This window comes from Nostoc sp. PCC 9305 (genome assembly GCF_963920915.1).
GTDB lineage: Bacteria > Cyanobacteriota > Cyanobacteriia > Cyanobacteriales > Nostocaceae > Nostoc.
In genome coordinates, this window is record NZ_CAWUDN010000029.1 from 46,591 (window position 1) to 65,147 (window position 18,557).

Sequence of the window (18,557 nt, forward strand, 5' to 3'; positions counted from 1 at the left end):
TGTAGAGACGCGATTTATCGCGTCTTGAAAGAGCAATTATTTACACCAATAACCGTTAACTTAAGGGTATTGGCTTTTAGCCCAATAAAAGTCAATCACTAGGTAGAACGTTGAAACACTACTGAAAGATTATTAGCTGGCATTTGGTAAATCTGTTGCAATCTCAGATTTTGGGCGCTAGCTACTGCTATGACATCATCCAAGTTACGCACACCCCACTCTGGGTTTTCAGTGCGTAAATATTCGTCAAAAGCTGCATTACTCGCAGCTGTATGTTCTCCACCTTGTTTGAAGGGGCCATATAAATAGAGGATACCTCCTGCTTTTAGGATACGACCTGCCCCTGCCATTAACCCCAAACAGGCTGACCAAGGTGAAATGTGAATCATATTGATGTTGACAATGGCGACAATTGGCTTCGTATTCAGCCAATCAAATCCACTATTTTCCACAGCCCAAACTGGTTCTTTTGCATCTAGTTCAAGCGGTGCATAAACGTTATCACATACATTGTGTTTAGTCCATGAAATAATGCTAGCTCTTGATTGTGGATTTACATCGGTTGGGAGCCACAGATAATCTTTGAGCCTGGATGCAAAAAAGACCGCGTGTTCACCAGTACCACTTGCTATTTCTAATATAGTGCCACTCTTCGGTAACACTTGTAAAAGTACTTCTAGAATTGGTTCGCGGTTACGCTCGGTTGCTGGTGCGTATTTTCGTGTGTCTTGTGGTGTCATCTGGCTCGTTATATTTATAATTAATCTCAAATATCAAACTAAGAACTCGACAAATTTTTATAAAATATTTGCATAAGTTTGAGCAAGTCACTTTTTGCAGACTCACCGCCATACAACCATTTTATTAAATCATCACGGTAACTTCTCGCTTTGTGCATTTTTGATTCGGAATCGGGTTTTGGGAAGAGGGAAAAGGGGAAGGATTAAAGGTTTTTTCTTTATCTTTTTCCTTCCCTTTTACCCTTAACCGAAGAAGTAAATATTTAGGCATAAATAAATTTATTGTTTGTAGTAAGGACTTTAGTCCTGATAACCCTTGCTCTGAGCGATAAATCGCTCACTACAAACTAGGAGTTTATTTTATATTTAATTATGTCTACCTACTTATTGGGAGTTCATTGCTTTGGAGTGGAATGCCCAACAAAGTCAGAGCGAATAGCCGCCACGAGACGAAGATAAATAACTTTTGACTACAATCTTTAGTTTGCTTTTAGCCAGAGGCTTTCATGAATTTGGCTCTCTAGCTCAAGAAAAATTTTCCAGAGATTTGATCTTGTTTGAGGGATTGAATAAAATCTCTCAAAGTCATCATGCTGCCTGTTAACGTGAACTTAGGAGTACCATTTTGAGCAACGATTCTCACTTCATTGTCTTGGATTTGAATCTTATTTTTAATAATATCCCATAGAGCATCGAAGCTCTCATCATCCTTACAACCATTGGCTTCCAGGAATTTTTGGCGTACTTCTGTTTTTAGTGCAAGTGCTTCTGCTGCTTGAGTACGCGCCTCAAAGTGCTTAACTACATCTTCATAGGCACTTTCTCTCAGAGTTTTGTTTTCAGCCAGAACCTGTTCTAACTGAGTTTTGATGGCTTTCAGTTGGGATGCTAAAGCGGCTGATTTTTGATATTCAACTTTTAAGGCTTGCTTTGCATTGGCTAACAAGGCTTTATAATCTAGCCGATCTTGATTTTTTTCGGATTGCATTTTTATCTCTCGATCAACACATTTTTGGCGATTAACTCTCGTCAGTTATATAACAAAACTGGCGAGAGCTTGGTAAATATTGTCTGTGTTATCTGAGCGTCAGCTATTTCACCAATAATGGTGATTCAGAGTGAGGATTCTCCTGAATACTACTCAAACTAGAACTAATGTGGGAGCGGATAGCTCGTTCATAAACACTAGTCTGCTGAGTGCGTACCCCTACAGCCTGATATATTAAGTTAACTTCCGGAAATTCAGACCAATACATCAAAAAAATGTCTTTAGCTGGAGTAATAATTTCATAATTATTCTCTTGTCTTTTCTTTCTAAGTTTACAATTATTTAGTTGCAATTTTTGTCTGAATAGTTTTTCAAATTCTAGAATTAAATCTGAAGTATTTTTCATGGTTAATACACGTTAAAACGTGCTAATTATGCAAAGACTATCTGGTGATATTACTAAGTATGACACTTCAGATACCTCTTACAGTCTAGTGTATCAGTTATCGGGTATTTGAGAAGGGTATTCAGAGGCAGGTTAACTCGTTGGTGTAAATTCTCATAGAGAAGTAGGCTGTGCGATCGCTGTCACCTTTTAATCAGGATTTTTATGGTACAAACATACTATTTACTAACTTATACTTACCAAAAGTTTGCCCGCTTGTAATGTTATGTCAGTATAGCTAGTACAGCCGAAAGTTTGTCTACCTGTAACCAGTTACTCAAAACAACTTGTCTGTCTATTGTCTGGTGAATCGAGATGGTAACTGGATTTACACCAAGTTGTACTACTTAGTAGAAACACCCTGTATAATTACACCACTAAATCATTTTTGGGGTCAAACTTTGCCAGGTATTCACTACCCAATACTCTTCGGTTTAGGCAAGAGATGCGATGAATCGCCGTCTCTACAATCTACCTACAGGCTACAGCCTGGGACTTCCAGACCCTCTGCAAAACTGATTAATTCCAAGTATTCTGGATTTTCCACAAGCCTTTTAGCAGCTAGTAATCCGGCAATGCTCCAAGTTTGATAAATTCGGGCTTCTTTGCCAATTAAACGACCATTATTGCCATCGTAGTATTCCGGGAATTTATCTCTAAATAAACGCCTTTCGGCAATAGCGATCGCTGCTTGAGCAAGTTCTGTTCGACCGGCTTTTAGTGCCGCAGCAGTAAATAACCATAGTAAAACCGGCCAGTTACCGCCGTTGTGATAAGACCAAGCCCTGTTTTTAGAGTCACATCCTGTAACAATTCTCCACTCTAAACCTTCTAAAGCGGGAAAGCAAATTTTAACAGGCATATAGCCGATTAAGTCTTGCCAACGTTGGGCAAATAAATTCATAATGCTTTGAGATTCTTTTTCGCCGGCTAAGGAAGTTAAAATTGCCATCAGATTTCCCAGCGCAAAAAAGCGAAAATCTATCCGTCCCGGCCCCAAATTTCCCGCTAAATATCCTCCAGTTTCGGGCAACCACTCGGTCAACCAACTAGGAATGGATTCTGAGTTGATGTTGAATTTATTAACAATTTCTTTACCAAATTCGTTATCTTTGTAACGATAGATTTCCCCCAATCGCTTTAGGTCTAGCCAATAATAGTTGCGGATATGATATTTCAAAGATCCCAATCGCCTATTGACTTTGCCAAGGTAGCTATCGCCATCCCCATCTGGTAAAAGCAATTCACTAGCAGCTCTCAAAGACGCGTAGAATAACACCTGAATTTCTAAAGGATGTTCGTAAACTCCCATGCGACGGTCAATCATAAACGCACCATCGGGAACTAACATTGTTGGGTACATAGAAAACCGATGTACTAAGCAAAGATCCAAAATTAGTTTGATTCCAGCTTGAAAATCTGGCTGACGCGCTAGTGACAAATCGCCTGTAGCTTTTTCATAAGCTCGTAGCAAGAGAATCCACCACATACAAGAATCAATTGGGGGAACACGAGCGATCGCTAGTTCACCAAAATCAGCGACCAAAAATTCCTCATTCCCATTAGAGTGTACTTTAAAACTGGCAGGCATTAATCCCGCTCCCGGTTCAAAGCAGTCTATCTGCTTTTCATGACTTTGTAATTTTAGTGTTTCTACTAAGAAGTTACGCACAATCTCTGCTTTGCCGTGCATGAGAAACACCAAGGCAGAAGGGACAAAATCGCGGAGGAAGCACTGGTCATAATTGAGTGCATCTGCCTCCGCATCTTTGGCGGCTACAGTCCCAATGGGTTTTCCTTGGTAATAAATTATGGAATCTTCCAATAATTCCCAGGCTTCTGTTTCCATCTGACTGTTCTTATCGATCGCGCTAGTCATGGGCGTTTAATTCCACTAATGGTATGTATCGGCTTAATTGTGGAAAGTACGCCAGCCTTATCTCAACGGAGAGGCAGGGGGCAGGGGGAAATGACCTCATCAGTAATTGTTGTGGAGCAGAGCAGAACATGGGTCTGAGTCTCCCGCAACAACCAAGCGTGGTTATCGTAAGAGCGGGAAGCTAATGCAACAGGCGGAGTGGTCAGCTAGCTCTGCCGTAAAGCCTGCGGCATAACTACGCTTAGGGCGCAGCCTCTCTAAGAGTTAGGTCAACTGTCGAATCCCCCTTGCTCCCTGCTCCCTGCTCCCTTGCCTCTTTTTCAAGCTGACCAAGATTCCCAGAAGTCAGCATATAGAGTCAATCCACCATCTACAAATAGCGTTTGTCCGGTGATGTAGGCGGCTTCATCCGAAGCTAAAAAAGCTACTGCGGCTGCCATCTCCTCACAGGTGCCAGCACGCCTCATTGTGTGACTTTCCACAATCGCCTTTTTTTCGGGGTCATCTATCCAGGCTTGATTTATTGGCGTGACTGTTGCTCCGGGGGCAATGGCGTTGACACGATATACCTTGGCTTGCATATTCCAAAGCTAAAGTTTTGGTGAGGTTTTCCATCCCGCCTTTGCTAATGGAATAACTGATATATATCGGTCGCCCAATAATTTCGTGAACGCTGGAAATATTAACGATCGCTCCTGGACGATTAACAGACAGGAGGTGTTTAATAGTTTCACGGTCGCAGAGATAAGCACCCCGGAGATTGATGGCGATGTTGCACCCTTCTTAAGCGAGTCTGATAGCGATCGCTTGACCGATACCTGAAGTTGCACCTGTAATTAAAGCATTCTTTCCTTTTAAGCCTATCATATTTCCTCCCGAAGCTGCCCTGATTTGAATTTGCACCAGTCAAACAATTTTGGATTTTAGATTACTCTTTTCTATATTTAAGGCTGGTACTGTCAACCCCCATTGGAGGTAATTTAAAGTTCAAAATAAGTATCTGATAATTTTGAATTTCTGAAAACAATTCTCAAAAATCAGGCTACAGATTCAAGAGATGGAAACTTATACCAATTCAATTAATGATTGCAACACATCCTGGGGTAAAGACGCGATGAATCGCGTTTCTACAAATGGTCTATTTGTCGCATTCTTTTTTCAAATTGGTATTAATATCATGTCCGCGTAATTAGTTATGCTAACCACAGTTATTACACCCCTCCCCACAAGCGGGGCTACGGTGTACACACATCTTTCTAGAAAACCAAAATCGTCGTAGATCCCCCTAAATCCCCCTTAAAAAGGTGGACTTTGAGAGCTTTTTGCCCCCCTTAAAAAGGGGGGTTGGGGGGATCAAAAGGCTGTGGTGCAACTCTAGAAGACTTGTGTGTACACCGTAGCACAAGCGGGGAGGGGAGACAAAGCTACGCTTTGGCGGGGTGGGGTTCTTCGGGTTTAATAAGCAATTAAGCGGACATGATATAACTTGAATCTGACGCCTGTTAATTACGAATTGCTATTAATCCCTATCGCAAATTCGCTGGTACTTGTTCCGGGACTACCCAATAGTAAACAGTTTTGCCCTCTACATTGAGAGTCTGCTGTGGTTTCCAATCACCCATATCGAAGGCGTGGGAGACAATGCGAGTCCCAGGTTTAAGTTCTTTCAAGAGCTTGGGACGGAGTTTGGCGTTGATCTCTGGCAGTAAATAAAGTGTAACTACTGTTGCTTCACTCAAATCAGTATTGAACAAATCTTGTTGGACAAACTTGACGCGATCGCTTACTCCTGCCTTTTGGGCATTAGCATTCGCTTCTTTGATGCGATCGGGGTCAATATCTATACCGATGCCGCGCGTACCAAACTTTTGTGCCGCAGTATTAACAATTCTGCCATCACCACTACCAAGGTCGTAAAGCACATCATTTTTACCCACTTTTGCCACTTGTAACATTGCATCTACCACTGGCTGTGGTGTCGGTACATAAGGAACATCTCCAGGACGTTCTTGGACTTGAGTTGTCGCTGATGGTGTTTCGGTTTCGGTCTGACCTGTTAAAGTAGAAGGCTGTTGTGTTCCGGCTTCCAAATCTTGTTGTTGCGGCGTACACCCAGCAATTCCTAAACTGGTAATACTAACGCCTGTAACCAGTAAAAACAGAATTTTTTTGAAGTTCATAAATTTTCTCCTTGATTGAGTAGTTAGTAAAACAACTGATATAAGAATCCGGTTTGATTCCTGAATTTAGTTGCGTAGACAGGGGACAGGGAATAGGGGACAGAGAACAGGAAAGAATGGATAGATTCGTACTGAGTCTTGTTCAAAAATCAAATAGGAATCCTATAGTCAGAAAATTTTGAATTGCTTGTTGTGTGAGGTTTAGGTTGCACAATCCAAAATTGTATTAAGTCCTACCTTGACGGTAGTTATTCCAGAACAACAGGGGAATACCTGCTGCCACCACTAAAACACCTGCGATCGCTCCCACACCTGTATAAACTAAGCTGGAGTACAGCAAGTAAGCGCAGACAGCGCAAAACAGTAATGGAGTGAAAGGATAAAATGGCACACGGAAAGGGCGAACTATGTGGGGTTCGCGGATGCGCAAGACCAGCAGTGATATGCCGGAAAGCAGGAAGAAAAACCAAAATATCGGGGCAGTGTAATCCACCATTGTTTCAAAGCCTTTGCGGGTAAGCGTGCCTAAAACAACCAGTGCTAAGGCGATCGCAGCTTGCAAGAATAAGGCATAGGTAGGACTGCTGGGACGTTGTTGCCAGCGTCCCATAAAACCAAATAGCGAAAAATCCTGTCCCAGTGCGTAATTGGTACGCGCTCCAGTAAAGATTGTGGCGTTGGTTGCTCCGAAAGTAGCGATCGCAATCAGCACACTGATAAACAAAGCTCCTGGTTCACCCCAAAGAGAGCGCATTAAATCTGCGGCTACTGCTTCTGACTGGGCCATGTTTGCTAATCCCAGTCCCCGCAGGTAAGCCAGATTGATTAGCAGATAAATGGCAGTGATAATACCAATACTCCACATTAGCGATCGCACAATATTACGTCGTCCATCTTGAATTTCTGCACAGATGTAAGCCGCCTCATTCCAACCACCGTAAGATAGCAACACAAACACCATTGCCAGTCCCCAGCTTCCCGATGATGCAGATTCTACAGGGGTGGCAGAATGAGGAATGGCGGTAAGCCCAATAATGACTACCAGCAACAAACCTAGAACTTTTGCAGCACTGAGCAAGTTTTGTGTCCACTTACTCTGTTGCAAACCGATGATGTTCAAAGCAGTTAAAAGTGCGATCGCTATGGCTGCATATATAGAAGACGAAAACGTGCCTAACCGCCATATCTGAGAAATATAATCACCAAAAACAAATGCTAAAAGAGCAATGGAACCAGTTTGAATCACTGTCATCCGCGCCCAGGCAAATAAAAAGGCAACTCCCCGCCCGAATGCACGTTTCAAATAATAGTAGACACCACCAACGTCGGGATAGACAGTAGCCAACTCTGCATAGCACAGCGCTCCTACCAGAGATACCACACCACCCATTAGCCAAAAAAGCAGTACAGCAATATTGCTACCTGCTTGACTGGCCACTAAAGCCGGGGTTTCAAAAATTCCCGCTCCGATGACAATACCGACAATTAGAGCCACTGCGTCTGATAATGTCAGGGATGGTTTGGGTGTTGCTACTTCAGTTGATGTTGTCCGATCGAGCAAATTGAAGTTTTTACGTCTACTCACGTTACTTCCTTATTAGTGTTGAGTTGGGACTTTTGGCTTTGTTTTACAGTCTTTGTTCAACAGAGGAATCATCTATGTACTCCAGATTTGGGAACTCACGATTCAATAAGACCTTAAATCACTGTTTTATCTGTACTTTTATGGTTAACAATAAATGTGATGAGAAAGTGACAGTCAGCAGTGATACAGCAGATTGCAAGTTATATTCATCTGATTACATTAAGATCGACCTCTTTGCAATCGCTCTAAATTCTCTTGCTAGACAACATTATTCTGCAAATAGGCTAAAAAATCTGAATTGGTAAAACGTCTTCCACTAGTGAGATTTATAGTCATCTAAAGAATGATTGACTCATAAGGGGTAATCGTGCCTTGTTTGATTAAAAAACTGATACTGCTATGCGTAATTTTTAGACAGCCAACGTTTCATTGATTTAAAATGGATGCATTATTTATACTCTGCTGTACCACAGACAGCGATCGCTCCATAGTTTTGACTAAGTATGAATGCACATCTGTGCGCTGTTAATTAATAAATAATGTATCAGTTTTTTATCCGTAATTCTTTAGTATCTGCTACTGGGAAAAAGTAAAATATCTATTACTTCACCTACCACCAAACCCAATACAGCTAGAACAGTTATAATCCAAAATGAATCTAGTTTATTGCAGCCAGAAAAGCGCATTTCCAAATCAGCTAAAAGCGTAGTGGCTAAGGGGATAATGAAGAGCCTTAATAATATCGACCAAGTTGCTACCAAAGCAATTGATATACTTAAAAACAAGATGACAACTAAAGTTTTCGAGCCAAACTCAACTAAACGCTCGAACCAAGAAAAGCTCTTTCGTACTACAGCTATAACCATAGCAACAACAAAAGCTCCTACTAACCAAATAATATGATTAGCAGCAAGATACCATCCCAGGAGAATGTAAGCTAATAAAAGTAATACTAAAGGCATCAAAGGAATCCTGTTAAAAAATTCCATATTCATACTGCCAAGGCTTGTAAAAATACCAGGTTAATCTCTTAATTCTATTCAAAAAATGTTACTACTAAAACTTGTAAATATACCAGCTTTGCTCAGGATATTTCTCTATCTATAGAGCCAATTGAAGCAGATACTCTTTCGTCATGACAATAGACCTCTTGCATAAATCAAAAATAAGAAAGAACCCCACCCCGCCAAAGCTACGCTTTGTCTCCCCTCCCCGCAAGCGGCTATCCATTAGTCACATCTTTCTTTACAATCTTGAAACGCTTGTTTTGTAGGCATCTTGAACACTGAGGTGTCAAACATACTTGACAGATTGGCTCTTAGTCTTCTCGCTAAAATTAGGTTTTTATTGAGAATTGACGACGAACGAATCAGGGTTAGAAAAAGCGTGAGTGAATACTCTCGTAAATGTTGAGAAAGATCCGGGTAATGGATAGCCGCAAGCGGGGAGGGGTTGGGGGTGGGCTGTTAGGGACTTTTGCAAGAGGTCTAATATATATAGCAATCTTATTTGATTTTTGAACTCATTTGTGTGTGTGGTGCGCAAGCGTACATTGCCATCCCATTTAACCGCACCAACCGCCAGAAACCCTCACGTTTCTGGCGGTTGGTGTTTGCCCAAGGTGTCCGCCGCGCATCTGCAAAAGGCTGCCCAACATCTCTGCGCTGCCTCCTAATTTCCAACATTACCGGAACTGTGAACGCAAGTTTATGGGTGATGGGGATTGCTCGTGATGAATAAATAAAGCGAACAGACAGCTGGCAGTTCTGCGTAATGACGAATTTTTTGGCGCATCAATGGTTGTTTTGATAACTTATAACTTAGTTAAATCTTGCGTTCAATTAATGCCTGTTTTCCCACTGCGATGCTAGCAATCACGATACCAGAGACTACCAGCATCAAAGGCGTAATTTGTTCACCTAGTAATAGCCCAGAAAATATATGCGAAGGGACTTCCAAAAAATAAAATCAGCAATAAATAGAATAATAATCAATTAAAAATATGGGAGAGAGGAGCAATCAATGGCTGCTCCTCTCTCCCACAACTTTATACCAATATTTCTTTGTCGCTGCTAAATTCAAAACATTTATTTGTTTGTAAGCTAAACCACATCTAGTTTGCATATCTAAAATTTATATAACTCTTGTGGGGTGGGCATCTTGCCCGCCGTAATTATGCAATTTAAATGTGGAACAGCTTATGCTTTAGCCCTAGATTGAGTCTGAATCAAGTTCCCACTGATGTTTGAGCAATTCTTGATAAGTCGTTTCCCGAATTATCATCTGCTTATAGAGCATAAGCAAAAACTCTTGAGCTTGTTCGCGCGACATCTGCTCCACTTGGTCAGCAAAAGTTCTAAGGCTAAATTCTTGTTCTAAGGATAATGTAATGGGTTGATTCATCGCAGGGTCAATCGCCCAACTAGGCGAAAACTAAAGGGTCAATGTTGGCAATCTTGAAAAGAAGCTTTCATATCTAGCTGCCGTTAGCAGTAATACACTCATCAAGCCACCTACTGGGTATTCCCTTACTTAGCGGTGTCAAACCTAAATATGAACTTCTGTTAACTAGTATAACAAAATATTTACAAACCTGAGATGATGGCATATTAATGCTTTAGTAAATCCTGTGTCACTGATACCCCAAATATCCGAGTAATCATTTGTGATGAATCCTTACACTATCCTTAATCAGACCGGACTTCAGCGTGTTAGTGATGGCATGACCCGCCCCCTACTAGAAAATTGCGAGACTGCCTCATATATCCTTGTTTTAGTCTGGCCCCAACTTGGGGATTTTGATAGTCTTGAATATGCGTGGTGGTTACAGCGCGAAGCTAAAAAATTGTCAGATAAAAAACTCGCTATTCGGGCAGTGGGAATTGGTAATCGCGCCTCTGGAATAAGATTTTGTGAATATACAGGATTTCCACCTGAAAATTTATTTGTTGAACCTAATGGAGAACTACATCACCAACTCAAACTTTATTCAGGTTTCAATCTTCCTCTCCCTGGACTTTCCCCTGCTCAGAAAGCTTGGCTAAATCTAGTGTTAATGTGTGCAGGGTTTGGAAGTCCTGGAACGCTAAGAGAAGTTTTCCGGGGATACAGGGGAGATCGTCAAGCCCCTCAACTCGTTGAAGATGATGAAATTATTCAAGGTACTCCTCTACCTGCTTTTAAAGGCTCGTTTTTCAAATTAGCTGGCGGAAGTGGGTTTCAACGTCCCTTTGAATTGGCTACTCTACGGCTACGGAATATGGTGGAAGTTCTCAGCAATTGGCATACTTATGTACCTAATTCTGCCTACTTAACTCAGCGTGGTGGAACTTTTCTGTTTGATACCAAAGGCCAGTTACTTTACGAACATCGAGATCCAGGAATTCTAGGCTTTGCTGCTAATATGAGTCAGCCGCTATCATTTTTATCCTCGATCGAAACGGAATTAGCTGGGCTTGGGAATCAATTTTAATCTCTGCTGTAGTTTTACAGTATCAGCATATTTGAAAACCTCTTCAATAATCACTAGCAACAAAAAACAAAAAAAGTCTTCAATAATATTATTATTGGCTTTTTTTATTTGTATGCTTAAACAAATTGTTCTATCCTTATCAATCGTAACCTCACTATTTTATCCTGCGCTTGCATCTATTCCCCAATATGATTTTCCTGACAATAGTTACAGATCCAAAGAAGAACTGATAAACCAGTTAGTTTTAGTTACTGGCGTAAGACATCCATTTGTTGCCATCTCTAGACGCTTTGTGAAATGGTCTGAATATGCCGGAGACAAAGACAAATCGGTTTCTCCTAATCGCTGGATCTGGGAGGTCACAATCGTGGGATGTAAGGCATCGCAAAATAAAACAAGGAAATATTATTATCAGGCGATTGATGCTGAATCGAGAAAACTGATAACCCAATCTTCGGTTAAAGAAGACAAGCAGTTTCTTGGGGTACAAACCGACTGTGGTATGGGGCATCATTAAGAGTTTAAGATAAAGCGCATTTTGTCAATCAGTATTCAGAATGAACTTTGGCTCCTGACTCCTGAATTATGCTGAAAATCGAGAGAAGTGAGGACTTTCTAACGACGCTTGAATTTCAGTTGTGCGAAGTGGTCTTCCAGTAGGAAAATAGATAAAGGAGTAGTAACCATCAAGCTATATGTTTGAAATTATGGTGTTAAATCATTTCTTGTTAAAAGAGCCTGCTTCGGTATCTCATCAACACTCCGAGGACATCAATCTACTTTTGTAAATCTAAAATCTGCTCTAAAAGAACCTCTAATGGATGTAAAAGTTATAATAATTCGTAATTGATAATGACGCTTGCGGACTCGCTAACGTAATTCGTAGTTGTAATCACTGCTTGCTCTGTACTCTCTTAATTACGAATTACGAATATAGCAAGCAAGGATAGATAAAATGTCATTTATTATGCAAACTTCTGGAACTCTTACTGGTTTAGATATCTTGGTAGTTGAGGATGATGATGATACTCGCTTTTTTATCACTACTGTCTTGGAAATGGATGGAGCAACAGTTATAGCAGTGATATCAGCAGCAGATGCACGTAATGTATTGTCTGAATTGCAACCCGATGTTTTAATTAGTGATATCGGGTTGCCTGGGGAGGATGGCTACACTTTCATCTCCAAATTTCGTGCGCTTAAACCAAATAATTCTGGACGAGTCCCGGCTATTGCTTTAACAGCCTTTGCTGATAGTGAGGCTCGTATCCGTGCCTTGGAAGCTGGCTTTGACACTCATATATCTAAACCCATCGCTCCAGAAGAACTAGTTGAGATAGTGGCTAATTTGGTTGCTTCTTGTCATTGGTAATTATTCTCATCGGTCTTGATAATCTTCAGAAGACTTTGGATCTAACTCCCAGCGATCGCCATCACGATCCTCTAAAATATCGTTGGTATGCAGAAACTCAGAATCAGCCATTTCTAGCCCCACTGCTGCTTCTAAGTCCTCTGTGACATTTTGATCGGGAGTGGAAGTACTACCACCAACAGCTTCATCTCCAACTGCATCTGCATCTTGCCAATAAGCATCAACATCCCCACCAGTCAGTTTCGGACTAGTTTCTGTGTACTCGTCTCTTTCATCCTGCATGGAGCGTCCGCCAATATTGTATCCTGGCAAGTCTTTTACACCAGTACCGTAGGATTCGGTAATCTCTTGTGGCAAATCATTACTTTTAATTTTGTCATTATGATTTTTTTCTGCCATGATACTAGCCCTTTTCTGCATTCTCACAATAACGTTTTCTTGTCAGCAATTTGTCTAACTAGAGGTGTATAACTTATAAAATAATCTATCCCCTGGGTACGACGCTAAACTAGCGATCGCGCCATAAGATTGTAGCTATGAATTCATGGTCAAGGAACTTGTAGTTGAAGTTATGAGTTAGAAGTTATCAAACCGAAATTATTTATTGGCAAGCTTTTCACTCATGACTATTTTCTGCTTAGATAAAATAAAAAAACAAAAAATTTAAGTTTGGCATTTTAACTTAGTATTTGGATTTATAACTATCTAAATGCTAAATAATTAAATAAGTTTAAGTAGCAAATGCTAACAATGAATAAGTAATTCAAAATTATTTATTCAGTATTAAATCTGACTATTTAACTGTCTTAATTGATAGACATTGTAGTTAGTTAAAAACTAGAAGTAAAACCGTAAGAGCATGTATGACTGAACATAACAATCACTCCGGTAAGAAAAAAGTTGCTATCCTCATTGAACAAGCAGTAGAGGATGCAGAATTTACAGTTCCATATAATGGATTGAAACAAGCAGGAATGGAGGTAGTAATCCTTGGTTCCCGAATGAATGAAAAATATAAGGGTAAACAAGGCAAACTTAGCATACAAGCCGACGGTACTACAACGGAAGCGATCGCAGCTGAATTTGATGCAGTAGTGATTCCCGGCGGTATGGCTCCCGACAAAATGCGACGGAACCTTAATACAGTACGTTTCGTACAAGAGGCTATCCAACAAGGAAAATTAGTCGCTGCCGTTTGTCACGGGCCACAAGTTTTGATTGAGGGCGACTTGCTCAAAGGCAAACAAGTCACTGGGTTTAGCGCTATTGCCAAGGATATAACTAACGCTGGCGCGAATTATTTAGATGAGTCGTTGGTAGTTGACGGGAATTTGATTACATCTCGCGAACCTGGAGACTTGGCAATTTTCACCACAGCTATTTTGAGCCGTTTGGGTTATGGTGGCAAAGATGCTGCATTGCCAAATGAAAAAGACACAACTGCTGAATGGTGGAAACTAGCTGATGCTTGGGGTGGTTCAACTAAAGGCGATATTAGCAGAGGTTTAAATACTGCCCTGACTGGTGAACGTTATTCGCTAGAAGCATTTGAGAATTACTTTGAAAAGGAATCAGATAGCGAAGTTAAATCAGTCTTTCAACAAATCATTGCTAATAAGCAACGCCACATTGAAAAAATAGAAACCTATCTTCAGTATTTGGGCGAAAAACCCTCTTTAGGGTCAAATATTGCCAATCAGTATGCCAAGGTAAAAACTGCCTTGACAGGAAGTGATGACATTTATCAGTTACGTTCCGCTTTGGGGGATATACAAACTGGTATTGGCGATATTGGTAATTTGTCTGCGATGTTCACCGACCCAGTAGCAACTGCTATTTTCAAAGAAATTTACCAGGATTTATTGAAATCCGAACAGCAATTAGTAAAGTTATATCGAGCGCGGATAACCGCTCAACTTCAGCCTCCTAAGCCGACTACAGGCGCAGCTATATCAATGTAACCAATCGCAGAGGCGCATACTCCTATGGAGAATCAAGCCATGCTTAATTTCTCGTGAATATTTGCGTTTTGGTTATTTTACTAGACATCTGATGAAAAAGAATTAGAGACGTAGTACTACTACGTCTCTACAAGATTTCTGGATAACGCATATTTAATTTTTAGAGTTATCTGGAGTTATCTACTGTATGTAATGGAGAGAAAAAAAGTGACTTCGACATCAGGCGATAAACTTACTACTAGTCAGGGTGAAGCTAGTGAAGTAGAGCGTTGGGCATCTCTCATCGGTGGCGGTGCTATGGTGCTGATGGGTTTAAAACAAGGTTCTTTGCGGGGAGCGCTGACGGCTTTGGCTGGTGGTGGTTTGATTTATCAAGGTGCAACTAAACAAAGCACAATCCAGCAAGCACAGGAAGCAATTGGTATCAACCAACCCATCAAAGTTGAAAAGACCCTAACAATTAATAAATCGGCAGAAGAATTGTATCATTTTTGGCATAATTTCGAGAATTTGCCCACCTTTATGAAGCATCTCAAATCTGTCAAAGTGTATAACGAAAAACGTTCTCATTGGATTGCCAATGCACCCTTGGGTAACAGCGTGGAATGGGATGCAGATATTCTCGAAGACCGAGAAAATGAGTTTATTTCTTGGGCTTCTGTAGAAGGTGCAGACGTTGATAATTCTGGTTTTGTTCGCTTTAAAAAAGCACCAGGCGATCGCGGCACAGAAGTAAAGATTGTCTTGGAGTATAACCCACCAGGTGGAGCATTGGCAGCTACCGTAGCTAAACTTTTCGGTGAAGAACCAGAACAACAAATTGGAGATGAATTGCGCCGCTTCAAGATGCTAATGGAAGCAGGCGAAATTGCTACCACCGAAGGTCAATCAAGTGGACGCAAGTAGTTGCGATGATTAGCGCCGCAAAAGCGATTAATAGCGATCGCTTTCCCAAACGCCTGAAAATGGCGAAAAAGTTTGCCAAAGCAAAAGTGATTAACTTCTTCGTAAGTTAATGCTGGCGAAGTGTTGAAACAGATAACTGGTGGCTATGGCTCCGATGCTTGCATCGATGCTGTTGGTATAGAAGACCATCACATTTTTCAACAAAAAAAGGATAACTCTATCAAAGTTATTCTTTAACCTGAATGGTGGATAGTCATTCAGTCTTTTGAATTGTACACCCAACATAATGCAATTGAGGTTTTTTATGAATCGAGTAATTTCCTGGCTGCGAAATATTCGCATTTCCCAAATCGTTGTAGTTTTCCTCGTCGGATTTATGTTCTTACTGGGTCAGGCTTTTAGCTACACTAACATAGCACTGGCTGACGTTAAAACTCCAGAGGGTACTTATTACAAAGGAGTACCAAATGAGCAAGGTGAAATTAGAAACGATACCCAAATCAATAATAATCAAAAATCACAAAACCCAATCAAAAGCGCTGTTGATAATATCCGCGACAAGTTAAACTTGGATGAAAAAACTCCTGAAGCGACAAAAGAGTTTTTTGATCCTAATACAAACAGAGCCGGAGATCAAACTTCATCATTTACTAAAACTAGAGAAGGTACTTATCGCACTCCTTCTAGCAACTAACTGAGAGGTAGCAGCTAGACGGTTAAACAATTTTGGGTTGAGTGACTTTAGGCACTTTTAGATCCCCCCTAACCCCCCTTAAAAAGGGGGGAACCGGAATCAAAGTCCCCCTTTTTAAGGGGGATTTAGGGGGATCTAAAATTTTTGATACCGACAAGAGGACTTTTCAAACATCCTCTAACTATCGCGTCTCAAAATCAAGTTAAATTTAGTATTCATCTTGATATGAATGCTCTAGAAATTATAACTAAGGACTAAATAATTATGAAAGCAGTTTGCTGGCATGGAGCAAATGATGTGCGGGTAGAAACGGTTCCCGATCCCACAATTCTTAACCCGCGTGATGCCATTATTAAAATTACTTCCACGGCAATTTGTGGATCTGATTTGCATATTTACAATGGCTACATCCCTTCAATGGAAAAGGGTGATATCCTTGGCCATGAATTCATGGGGGAAGTTGTAGAACTTGGAAGTGCAGTTAAAAATGTGAATATAGGCGATCGCGTCGTTGTTCCCTTCACCATCTCCTGCGGTAACTGCTTTTTCTGCAATCGGGATTTATGGTCGTTGTGCGATAACTCTAACCCCAATGGTTGGTTAGTAGAAAAACAAATGGGCTATTCGCCATCAGGTCTATTTGGCTACTCTCATTTATTCGGCGGTTACGCTGGTGGTCAAGCAGAGTATGCACGAGTGCCCTTTGCCGATGTCGGCTTGTTCAAAATCCCCGATGGTTTAACGGATGAGCAAGTACTATTTTTAACAGACATTTTCCCCACAGGCTATATGGCAGCCGAGAACTGCAACATCCAACCCGGTGATATTGTCGCCGTTTGGGGTTGTGGCCCAGTCGGGCAATTTGCCATCAGAAGCGCATATATGTTAGGTGCTGAAAGGGTAATCGCCTTTGACCGCATTCCTGAACGTCTGCAAATGGCTAAAGAATACGGCAAAGCTGAAGTTCTCAACTACGAAGAAGTAGATGTAGGCGAAGCACTCAAAGAAATGACTGGTGGTCGTGGCCCCGATGCTTGCATTGATGCAGTGGGAATGGAAGCACACGGCACAGATTTTATGGCGATGTACGACCAGGTAAAGCAAGCAGTACGTTTAGAAACAGACCGTCCAACGGCATTGCGACAAGTAATTGTCTCTTGTCGCAAAGGTGGTCACGTATCAATTCCGGGTGTATATGGTGGCTTTGTAGACAAAGTGCCGATGGGTGCTGCGATGAACAAGGGCTTAACCTTGAAAATGGGACAAACACACGTCCACAAGTATCTAAAACCTTTGCTAGAACACATCCAAAACGGTGATATCGATCCCACATTTATCATTACTCACAGCTTACCTCTAGAACAAGCGCCCCACGGCTACGAAATTTTTAAGGAGAAGAAAGATAACTGTATCAAAGTTGTACTCAAACCGTAGTAGGGAATAGGGTACAGATTATGCCCTATCACCTGTCACCTGTCACCTGTCACCTGTCACCTGTCACCTGTCACCTCTCCCCTATCACCTGTCACCTCTCCCCTAATCCCAATGTTCAAAGTTAAAACTATAAAGAGGCAAAAAATATGTCTGATACAACCGTTAGCAAAGTAGACTCTAGTCATTCTCCAAAAGGCCAACTTGGTCAAAAATATCTTGCATCTGGCAAAAATATTTCCATGCGTCTGTGGGAAAATGAACAACCGAACGAATCTAAAGAGCCAACAGCACGCGAATATGAAACTGTTGGTTATGTAATCAATGGTCGTGCTGAATTACATATTGAAGGGCAAACGATTTTACTAGAACCTGGGAGTTCTTGGATAGTACCAAAAGGAGCTAGCCATACCTATAAAATTCTAGAACCATTTACTGCTGTTGAAGCAACCAGTCCACCCGCTCAAGTTCACGGGCGAGATGAAAACTGATTTGCGATCGCTAAAAACTTATAGCCGCTTTCAATAACATAGACTATAAAGCGTTCGTAGGGGAACAATATTCTTGTTCTCCTTTTTATTGTGCTTGGCAGCTTAGAAAGCATTGCAACAAATTTTTCTGGTGACTTATTTGGCGGTAGCAACAAACACCACACTAAATAAAGCATATTTAGTTATGGTTAGGACTTACGCACAGGTAACGGAAAATCGAACCACAGAGGCACAGAGAACACGGAGGAATAAGAGTTTGAGAGGTATTTTGCGTAAGTCCTGATGGTGTTTCACTGTTTATTCATTCGCCAGTCGAACTCAAACTCATGGCTTTATTCTGACGACTGATACCTTAATTCTATTTTGAGAATTCTAGATAATACTTATGACATAAACCTTCTGATAGAGAGACA

The 18,557-nt window shown here is 41.1% G+C and carries 19 protein-coding genes and 1 pseudogene; 9 read left to right on the forward strand and 11 right to left on the reverse strand.

Features of this window, described 5'->3' with window-relative positions; genetic code table 11:
- Nucleotides 1–98: 98 nt before the first annotated feature.
- The 8 genes and pseudogenes from ACM0OX_RS13160 to ACM0OX_RS13195 form a co-directional block, all read right to left on the reverse strand.
- The gene (locus ACM0OX_RS13160; protein WP_414515337.1) at nucleotides 99–740 is read right to left on the reverse strand and encodes a DUF938 domain-containing protein; all 642 of its coding nucleotides are present in this window, start codon (nucleotides 738–740) and stop codon (nucleotides 99–101) included.
- Between the two features lie 520 nt (nucleotides 741–1,260).
- Entirely contained in the window at nucleotides 1,261–1,728 is a 468-nt protein-coding gene (locus tag ACM0OX_RS13165; RefSeq protein ID WP_414515338.1) for a hypothetical protein, read from the reverse strand.
- A gap of 103 nt (nucleotides 1,729–1,831) precedes the next feature.
- Complete coding sequence (locus ACM0OX_RS13170; protein WP_414515340.1) at nucleotides 1,832–2,134, reverse strand: hypothetical protein; 303 nt, start codon at nucleotides 2,132–2,134, stop codon at nucleotides 1,832–1,834.
- Nucleotides 2,135–2,648: 514 nt separating this feature from the next.
- Nucleotides 2,649–4,052 (reverse strand): glycoside hydrolase 100 family protein, encoded by a 1,404-nt coding sequence (locus ACM0OX_RS13175; RefSeq protein ID WP_414515342.1) that lies wholly within the window; start codon nucleotides 4,050–4,052, stop codon nucleotides 2,649–2,651.
- A gap of 320 nt (nucleotides 4,053–4,372) precedes the next feature.
- Nucleotides 4,373–4,919: pseudogene (locus ACM0OX_RS13180) on the reverse strand (SDR family oxidoreductase).
- A 659-nt stretch (nucleotides 4,920–5,578) separates the two neighbouring features.
- Nucleotides 5,579–6,232 (reverse strand): class I SAM-dependent methyltransferase, encoded by a 654-nt coding sequence (locus ACM0OX_RS13185; RefSeq protein WP_414515344.1) that lies wholly within the window; start codon nucleotides 6,230–6,232, stop codon nucleotides 5,579–5,581.
- A 226-nt stretch (nucleotides 6,233–6,458) separates the two neighbouring features.
- Nucleotides 6,459–7,817 (reverse strand): APC family permease, encoded by a 1,359-nt coding sequence (locus ACM0OX_RS13190; RefSeq protein WP_414515346.1) that lies wholly within the window; start codon nucleotides 7,815–7,817, stop codon nucleotides 6,459–6,461.
- A gap of 566 nt (nucleotides 7,818–8,383) precedes the next feature.
- Nucleotides 8,384–8,812 (reverse strand): hypothetical protein, encoded by a 429-nt coding sequence (locus ACM0OX_RS13195; protein ID WP_094350800.1) that lies wholly within the window; start codon nucleotides 8,810–8,812, stop codon nucleotides 8,384–8,386.
- Between the two features lie 535 nt (nucleotides 8,813–9,347).
- Between ACM0OX_RS13195 and ACM0OX_RS13200 the strand changes: the two genes are divergently transcribed.
- A complete protein-coding gene (locus ACM0OX_RS13200; RefSeq protein WP_414515347.1) occupies nucleotides 9,348–9,557 on the forward strand; it encodes a hypothetical protein in 210 nt (69 codons plus the stop codon).
- Between the two features lie 84 nt (nucleotides 9,558–9,641).
- Here ACM0OX_RS13200 and ACM0OX_RS13205 read toward each other — a convergent pair whose 3' ends face one another.
- Nucleotides 9,642–9,776, reverse strand: a complete 135-nt coding sequence (locus ACM0OX_RS13205; protein WP_414515349.1) for a hypothetical protein — start codon at nucleotides 9,774–9,776, stop codon at nucleotides 9,642–9,644.
- 252 nt (nucleotides 9,777–10,028) lie between these two features.
- Nucleotides 10,029–10,220, reverse strand: a complete 192-nt coding sequence (locus tag ACM0OX_RS13210; RefSeq protein WP_334836724.1) for an NblA/ycf18 family protein — start codon at nucleotides 10,218–10,220, stop codon at nucleotides 10,029–10,031.
- 265 nt (nucleotides 10,221–10,485) lie between these two features.
- Between ACM0OX_RS13210 and ACM0OX_RS13215 the strand changes: the two genes are divergently transcribed.
- From ACM0OX_RS13215 to ACM0OX_RS13225, 3 genes are all read left to right on the forward strand, one after another.
- Nucleotides 10,486–11,289 (forward strand): peroxiredoxin-like family protein, encoded by an 804-nt coding sequence (locus ACM0OX_RS13215; protein WP_414515375.1) that lies wholly within the window; start codon nucleotides 10,486–10,488, stop codon nucleotides 11,287–11,289.
- A 31-nt stretch (nucleotides 11,290–11,320) separates the two neighbouring features.
- Nucleotides 11,321–11,806 carry a hypothetical protein gene (locus ACM0OX_RS13220; RefSeq protein WP_414515350.1) on the forward strand — a complete coding sequence of 162 codons (486 nt, stop codon included), beginning with the start codon at nucleotides 11,321–11,323 and terminating at the stop codon, nucleotides 11,804–11,806.
- Between the two features lie 438 nt (nucleotides 11,807–12,244).
- Entirely contained in the window at nucleotides 12,245–12,661 is a 417-nt protein-coding gene (locus ACM0OX_RS13225) for a response regulator (RefSeq protein ID WP_334933099.1), read from the forward strand.
- A 6-nt stretch (nucleotides 12,662–12,667) separates the two neighbouring features.
- On the opposite strand, the gene ACM0OX_RS13230 is transcribed toward ACM0OX_RS13225, so the two are convergent.
- Nucleotides 12,668–13,060 (reverse strand): DUF6335 family protein, encoded by a 393-nt coding sequence (locus ACM0OX_RS13230; protein WP_292783360.1) that lies wholly within the window; start codon nucleotides 13,058–13,060, stop codon nucleotides 12,668–12,670.
- A gap of 464 nt (nucleotides 13,061–13,524) precedes the next feature.
- Between ACM0OX_RS13230 and ACM0OX_RS13235 the strand changes: the two genes are divergently transcribed.
- The 5 genes from ACM0OX_RS13235 to ACM0OX_RS13255 all read left to right on the forward strand — a co-directional run bounded on the left by ACM0OX_RS13235 (nucleotide 13,525) and on the right by ACM0OX_RS13255 (nucleotide 18,144).
- On the forward strand, nucleotides 13,525–14,622 hold the full coding sequence (locus ACM0OX_RS13235) for a DJ-1/PfpI/YhbO family deglycase/protease (RefSeq protein ID WP_414515353.1): 1,098 nt from the start codon (nucleotides 13,525–13,527) through the stop codon (nucleotides 14,620–14,622).
- 207 nt (nucleotides 14,623–14,829) lie between these two features.
- The gene (locus ACM0OX_RS13240; protein WP_414515354.1) at nucleotides 14,830–15,528 is read left to right on the forward strand and encodes an SRPBCC family protein; all 699 of its coding nucleotides are present in this window, start codon (nucleotides 14,830–14,832) and stop codon (nucleotides 15,526–15,528) included.
- A gap of 304 nt (nucleotides 15,529–15,832) precedes the next feature.
- Nucleotides 15,833–16,222 carry a hypothetical protein gene (locus ACM0OX_RS13245; protein WP_414515356.1) on the forward strand — a complete coding sequence of 130 codons (390 nt, stop codon included), beginning with the start codon at nucleotides 15,833–15,835 and terminating at the stop codon, nucleotides 16,220–16,222.
- 264 nt (nucleotides 16,223–16,486) lie between these two features.
- The gene (locus ACM0OX_RS13250; RefSeq protein WP_334899712.1) at nucleotides 16,487–17,656 is read left to right on the forward strand and encodes a zinc-dependent alcohol dehydrogenase; all 1,170 of its coding nucleotides are present in this window, start codon (nucleotides 16,487–16,489) and stop codon (nucleotides 17,654–17,656) included.
- Between the two features lie 146 nt (nucleotides 17,657–17,802).
- A complete protein-coding gene (locus ACM0OX_RS13255; RefSeq protein WP_289798134.1) occupies nucleotides 17,803–18,144 on the forward strand; it encodes a cupin domain-containing protein in 342 nt (113 codons plus the stop codon).
- Nucleotides 18,145–18,557 lie beyond the last annotated feature (413 nt).